Source organism: Anabaena sp. PCC 7108 (assembly GCF_000332135.1).
Taxonomy (GTDB): domain Bacteria; phylum Cyanobacteriota; class Cyanobacteriia; order Cyanobacteriales; family Nostocaceae; genus Anabaena.
Genome location: NZ_KB235896.1, coordinates 823,032 through 829,254 on the forward strand (window position 1 = coordinate 823,032; position 6,223 = coordinate 829,254).

Consider the following 6,223-nt stretch of genomic DNA (forward strand, 5'->3'; position numbering starts at 1 on the left):
AAATCTGTACGCGAACAGCAAACCCTACTTATTAGTATTAAGTCTCTTGAATATACTTTGGAATTATGAATACAGCTTGCTTAACTATCAAAGAGTTTACTGAAGCGGTAGGTGGTGGAATTACACCGCGCATGGTGAGACATTATCATCAATTAGGGTTATTACCCCAAGCTGTGCGATCGCTTAGTAATTATCGCCTATACAGCCAACAAGATGTGATCCGATTACAAAGAATTGTTACACTCAAACAGCAAGGTTTTCAACTCAACCACATTCGACACATTTTGGAAGTTGAACCAGAAGCAGAAACAAATCAGAATTTAATCGGGCGACTACAACAACAATATCAGGCAATAATACAACAAATTTCTCAATTGCGACAAACTGCCTCGGCTTTAGAAAGTTTGTTGGGGAGAGATGAACATTGTCAAATCATACAAACCGAAGTTCTATCCCAAATTAAGTTACTGGAAAGTGACACCCAAGCGGGTTTAGGTGGACTGGAACAACTTTGGAGTCAGTTAGACGCTGAAGTTCACAACCATTCAGAAGTATTCCCCGAATCCTTACAACGCTTATTACCTGATTTATCCAATCGTTCGGAAATTGAACAACATCTGATTTCCCAATTGGTTTTAGCTTGCGGTGATGTGAGTTTAGTATCTTTCTTGCGGTTGAGTCGGGAAGCCATAGCAGCCAGTCGTAAAGCCCTAAAATCTGGTTGTGAGATTATTGTCGATCTTCCCACTGTTGCCGCTGCCTTAGATCAAACTCGATTAGCTCATTTGGGATGTCTAGTCACAACTTTAATCGATAATTCTCATATTACCACTGTCACAGAAGCAGAACAAGCATTTTGGCAGCATCAACAATGGCGAGAAACATTGCTGCAACTAAATACGGGGGCTATACTGGTTGTTGGTTATGCTCCCTCAGTATTGCTGGAGATATGTACAGCCCTTAAAAACCAAAAAATTCAGCCTGCATTAGTGATAGGAATGCCGATTGGCTTTAGTCATGCACCCGCAGCCAAGCGACAACTTATGGAACAAAACATCCCTTTTATCACTATTGAAGGAAATTTAGGTGGTGGATTATTAGCTACTACTGTTCTGAATGCCTTGGTAGAGTCGCTGATTGATAAACCCGATTGTCATTGTTACCTCAAGGAAACTCTCGTATAAATTATAGCCAAGAAGCTTTTTGTTTTTACCAGATCAACAAAACGTAGTATGAATTAACTTTGAGTAAATTCGGTGACTAGGGATAAACATAACTAAAGATGTATAATTAGCGCGTCTCCTCTATACAAAAACATCTTGGGAAGTAGCCCGCTTTACTATATTCTTATACCTGGATAAGGGGCATATGTCGCAACAAGAAAAAAAACAGAGTGTAATTGTTAGTTTGGCTTTATCACTAGCCTTAGCTACCATTCCCTGGGCAGTAAACTTCTTAATTTCCAAACCTGTATTGGCAGAATCTACAAATGATGTGGCCGCTTTCTCACTGCCGCAAACAGTGGAGAATGGAACTACAGTGCGGATTGATGGTTCCAACACCTTGTTGATGATTAACCAAAACCTCAAAGATGACTTTGAAAAAAAGTTCTCTGGAACAAAAGTAGAAGTGAGTGTTAATGGAACTGATGCTGCACTACAAGCTTTGCTAGATGGCAAAATAGACATAGCAGCGATCGCTCGTAAATTAACACCAGCAGAACAAGCCCAAGGTTTAGAACAAGTCAATTTACACCGAGAAAAGATTGCCATTGTAGTTGGTGCAAACAATCCTTTTAAAGGTGGTTTAACTAGTGAACAATTCGCCAAGATTTTTCGGGGAGAAATCACAGACTGGTCAGAACTAGGAGGATCTGCTGGTAAAATTCGGTTTATCGATCATCCAGCAACTAGCGATACTCGGAATTCTTTTCGCAACTACCCAGCCTTTAAATCTCAGGAATTTGCCACAGGTGCTAATGCCATTCAAGTAACTGATGATAATATTGCCCAAATTATCAAAGGATTAGGCACAGACGGCATCAGCTATGTTATGGATAATCAGGTATCAGTGTTGCCTGATGTGCGAAAACTAAAAGTACAGGAAATCTCCCCAGACAATCCTAAATATCCCTTTTCCCAGTCTTTAGTTTACGTTTATAAGCAAAATCCCAGCCCTGGAGTGGCTAGTTTTCTCGGTTTTACAACTGCAACCCCCGGAAAAAAAGCGATAGAAGCAGCTAGAAATTCTGAAGCATCTGCGATCGCCGCCCGTGCATTACAAAGCTTTAGTACAGAAACTACCACAAGTTCTACACCAGCTGCTACACCCATAGCTACTGCTTCATCCAATGAGAATCCATCAGAGACTTCATCTACCAACCTTAAGTCAGGTAACGAGCAGCAGTTAGTCACTCCTTGGGACAATAATCCTATTGGACAAAGGAATATAGTACTTTGGATAGCTTTATCTTTGTTACCAATTGTTGGCTTAGGTGGTTTTTTAACTTGGTGGGTACGGGGAAAACAACAATCAATCAGTGAAAACACAACTGGCTTGGAAGTTGATACTTCTCAGGAATCGGTTTTAGAAACAACACCTGATGAATTTAGCTTTCTTCCCTCTGCTAACGACACTAATCTTACTAACGGAACATCTCACCACAATCAAAATACGACATCAACCGTATCTAATACAGAAGAAGATTTCATTTTCGCTGATACTGACAACTTAGGATCTGGTGTAACAGCCATAGCTGTTAAAGAAAAAAACACCGCAGTAGAAAATAAAAATCAGGTAGAAATTTATAATCAGACAATTGCTCTTGATTGTGGTGAAGTTGTCTGGGACACAGAAGCACCAGTAGCTGTTGTTAAGACTCCCTATCCTCAAGTTCCAAATATTTTAGAACCGCCATTCGATGTAGAACTGCCAATAGAGGATCTCACCAGTTCTCTCTTAGAATTGCTAGATGAGACAGTAGAAAACTCTAATCAACATTCCACAACTTCGCTTTCAGAATTACTAGATGAGACAGTAGAAAACTCCAATCAACACTCTACAACTCTGCTTTCAGAATTACTAGATGAGACAGTAGAAAACTCCAATCAACACTCTACAACTCTGCTTTCAGAATTACTAGATGAGACAGTAGAAAACTCCAATCAACACTCTACAACTCTGCTTTCAGAATTACTAGATGAGACAGTAGAAAACTCCAATCAACACTCTACAACTTCGCTTTCAGAATTACTAAATGCGGCAGCAGAGGACACTAATCCATATTCTACAACTTCGCTATTAGAAGTACTTGGTGTGTTAGCAAACTCAGCTAATGATGAGTCTAATACTTCACTGTTAGATTTGCTTGGTGTTCTCACAACATCTACAGATGGAGAGTCCAACACTTCACTATTAAAATTACTGACTGTACCCACATCAACATCTCCTCAAGATTCCACAGCTTCGCTTTCAGAATTATTGGGTTTGTCACCAGAATCATTAGATGTAGAACTACCAATAGCGGAGATAAAACATTCACTACCTGACTTATCAAATGAATTAGAAGAGTTATTCAATACCTCAGATGAAGAAACTGAAGTTAAGGCTAACTTGACAGAAGAAATTACCAATTTGTCAGATGTGATCGGTGATGGTAGTATTATCTTCACACCCCGCACTCCCAAATGGGCTTATGTTTCTTGGTATGTTTCTGAGTTTCAGAAACAAGCACTGCAGAATAAAGGCGGCCATTTCTTAGCAGTGCGACTATATGATGTCACTGATATTGACCTCAGTTACCAAATTCCCCAGTTAGTTCAACAGTATGAATGTGACGAAGCAACACATGATCGTTATGTGGCTATTCCCCAAGGAAATCGTGACTACATGACTGAAATAGGTTATGTTACTTATGCTGATACCTGGTTATGTATAGCTCGTTCTGGTATTGTTCGTGTATTCAGTCGTTCTAGTGCAGATTTTTGGCTGGTTACGGATACTGAGCTAGTTATTCAAGGAGCAACAGAACCTGGTGCAACTATTACCATCAATGGTAAAAGCCTTAGACTCCAATCTGATGGCACTTTCCATTTTCGTGTTCCCTTTTCAGATAACTTACTCAACTATCTGATCACAGCAACCTCTGCTAACGGAGGACAAAGTCAAACTATCTCTAAGAAGTTCTCTCAGGAAATTTCAGAGAGTTAGGATTTAGAAACTAGGAGTGACTGAATAATTACTAATCCGTAATTCGTAATTCTTAATAATGCCTCCAGCTGGCTACTACCAACGTAATTAAAGATTACAAGCCCCTGGCTTTAAATATGGGCTGATAATTACGAATTACTTTGACTCTTTTCTGCATTAATCACTCCTACTCCTGGGAATTTTTAACTCATCCTCATACTCAAATCCAACCACCTCGATTGGGTAATTGGCGCACTACTAGAAATATAGTCAATCCCAGTTTCTGCTACACCGTGAATAGTCGCCAAAGTAACATTTCCCGAAGCTTCAATCTTGACATCACTATCCTGCTTACGAATCAACTGCACTGCCTCACGCATCATTTCCAAAGGCATATTATCCAACATGATAATATTAGCTTTATGCTGTAACGCTTCTTCTACCTGTGCCAAACTTTCTGTTTCCACCTCAATTGTTAGAGGATAAGGAATCTGGGAACGAACACGGGTTATAGCTTGTCCAATTCCACCAGCAGCTACAATGTGATTATCCTTAATCATTACCGCATCATCTAAACCCATCCGGTGATTAATCGCACCACCTATAGCCGTAGCGTACTTTTCTAGGATTCTTAATCCCGGTGTGGTTTTGCGTGTATCCACCAACTGAGTAGGTAAATCTGCTATTTTCTCTACATATATATTAGTCAAAGTTGCAATGCCACTTAACCGCATCGCTAAGTTCAGCGCCACCCGTTCCCCCATCAACAGAGCATCCAAGGAACCGTTAATTTCTGCCACCACCTGTCCCGGTTCACACTTTGCACCTTCATTTGTTATGGAGACAAAGTTAACTTTCTCATTCAAAAGCTGAAACACCCTCGCTGCAACTGGTAAACCAGCAATTATCCCTGGCGCTTTCGCTACCCATTTAGCTTGTCCGGGTGTTGCACTGTGCGATAAAAGAGATTGAGTAGTGCGATCGCCTCTACCAATATCTTCCAACAACCAACTTTGCAACAATTTATCTAGCACCAAAAAAGGTGGTAGTACAGCCACGACGTGTTTCTCCATATTCTATAGATATCTATCGTCAAAAATTGAATATGCTTTATCCAAAAATACCCGTATAGACCTTTTACATAACCCCTATGAATTTTTGTTCACTCCTATATCCAATACTTTATCTGAGGAATTGCAAAGTAATTCTATCTGCAATTACTGCCAAATTATTATGAATAAATCCAAATTGCTTGAATTATAGGGAAGAGTTATGACCCGGATCATAAAAATTGGCATCCCAGTCTATAAGTCCAGCACAATTTCTTCTCTGTAGGAAGTTTATATCGTAAAAAGCTTACCCCGTAAAGCTTTGAAGGGAATTTAAAAAAGAGCGAAGAAAAAAGTTTGTCAAAGTAGTTGACAAGAAGAAAGAGGTTAGATATATTGAATAAGTGCCGGAGAGAGAAGCCGAACGAAAGCGACGCTCGAAGGAGACCGAACCTTGAAAATATTATAGTTTGAAAGACAGTATAAAACAAGTACTCTGCGTCAGTAAAGAAAATAACCTGACCGAGGTTGAAAAAGACGGTCAAAAGAGCTAAAGAAAACGAACCAAAACGGAGAGTTTGATCCTGGCTCAGGATGAACGCTGGCGGTATGCTTAACACATGCAAGTCGAACGGAATCCTTAGGGATTTAGTGGCGGACGGGTGAGTAACGCGTGAGAATCTGGCTTCAGGTCTGGGACAACCACTGGAAACGGTGGCTAATACCGGATGTGCCGAGAGGTAAAAGGCTTGCTGCCTGAAGATGAGCTTGCGTCTGATTAGCTAGTTGGTAGTGTAATGGACTACCAAGGCGACGATCAGTAGCTGGTCTGAGAGGATGATCAGCCACACTGGGACTGAGACACGGCCCAGACTCCTACGGGAGGCAGCAGTGGGGAATTTTCCGCAATGGGCGAAAGCCTGACGGAGCAATACCGCGTGAGGGAGGAAGGCTCTTGGGTTGTAAACCTCTTTTCTCAGGGAAGA

Annotated in this window: 3 protein-coding genes and 1 other annotated feature; of the genes, 2 read left to right on the top strand and 1 reads right to left on the bottom strand. The window is 40.7% G+C overall.

The window, feature by feature from the left end:
* Positions 1-65 precede the first annotated feature (65 nt).
* Together ANA7108_RS0104450 and ANA7108_RS0104455 are read left to right on the top strand one after the other, a co-directional pair.
* The gene (locus ANA7108_RS0104450; protein ID WP_016949566.1) at positions 66-1,184 is read left to right on the top strand and encodes a precorrin-8X methylmutase; all 1,119 of its coding nucleotides are present in this window, start codon (positions 66-68) and stop codon (positions 1,182-1,184) included.
* Positions 1,185-1,368: 184 nt separating this feature from the next.
* Positions 1,369-4,209, top strand: coding sequence for a substrate-binding domain-containing protein (locus ANA7108_RS0104455; protein WP_016949567.1), 2,841 nt, complete (start codon positions 1,369-1,371; stop codon positions 4,207-4,209).
* Positions 4,210-4,391: 182 nt separating this feature from the next.
* On the opposite strand, the gene nadC is transcribed toward ANA7108_RS0104455, so the two are convergent.
* Positions 4,392-5,261, bottom strand: a complete 870-nt coding sequence (nadC, locus tag ANA7108_RS0104460) for a carboxylating nicotinate-nucleotide diphosphorylase (RefSeq protein ID WP_026103980.1) — start codon at positions 5,259-5,261, stop codon at positions 4,392-4,394.
* A 580-nt stretch (positions 5,262-5,841) separates the two neighbouring features.
* Positions 5,842-6,175: a sequence feature (16S ribosomal RNA rRNA prediction is too short), on the top strand.
* Positions 6,176-6,223: the final 48 nt, after the last annotated feature.

Excerpts from the sequence above, each read along its gene's own strand:
- ANA7108_RS0104450 (WP_016949566.1), top strand. The coding sequence starts at position 66 with ATGAATACAGCTTGCTTAACTATCAAAGAGTTTACTGAAGCGGTAGGT.
- ANA7108_RS0104455 (WP_016949567.1), top strand. The coding sequence starts at position 1,369 with ATGTCGCAACAAGAAAAAAAACAGAGTGTAATTGTTAGTTTGGCTTTA.
- nadC (WP_026103980.1), bottom strand. The coding sequence starts at position 5,261 with ATGGAGAAACACGTCGTGGCTGTACTACCACCTTTTTTGGTGCTAGAT.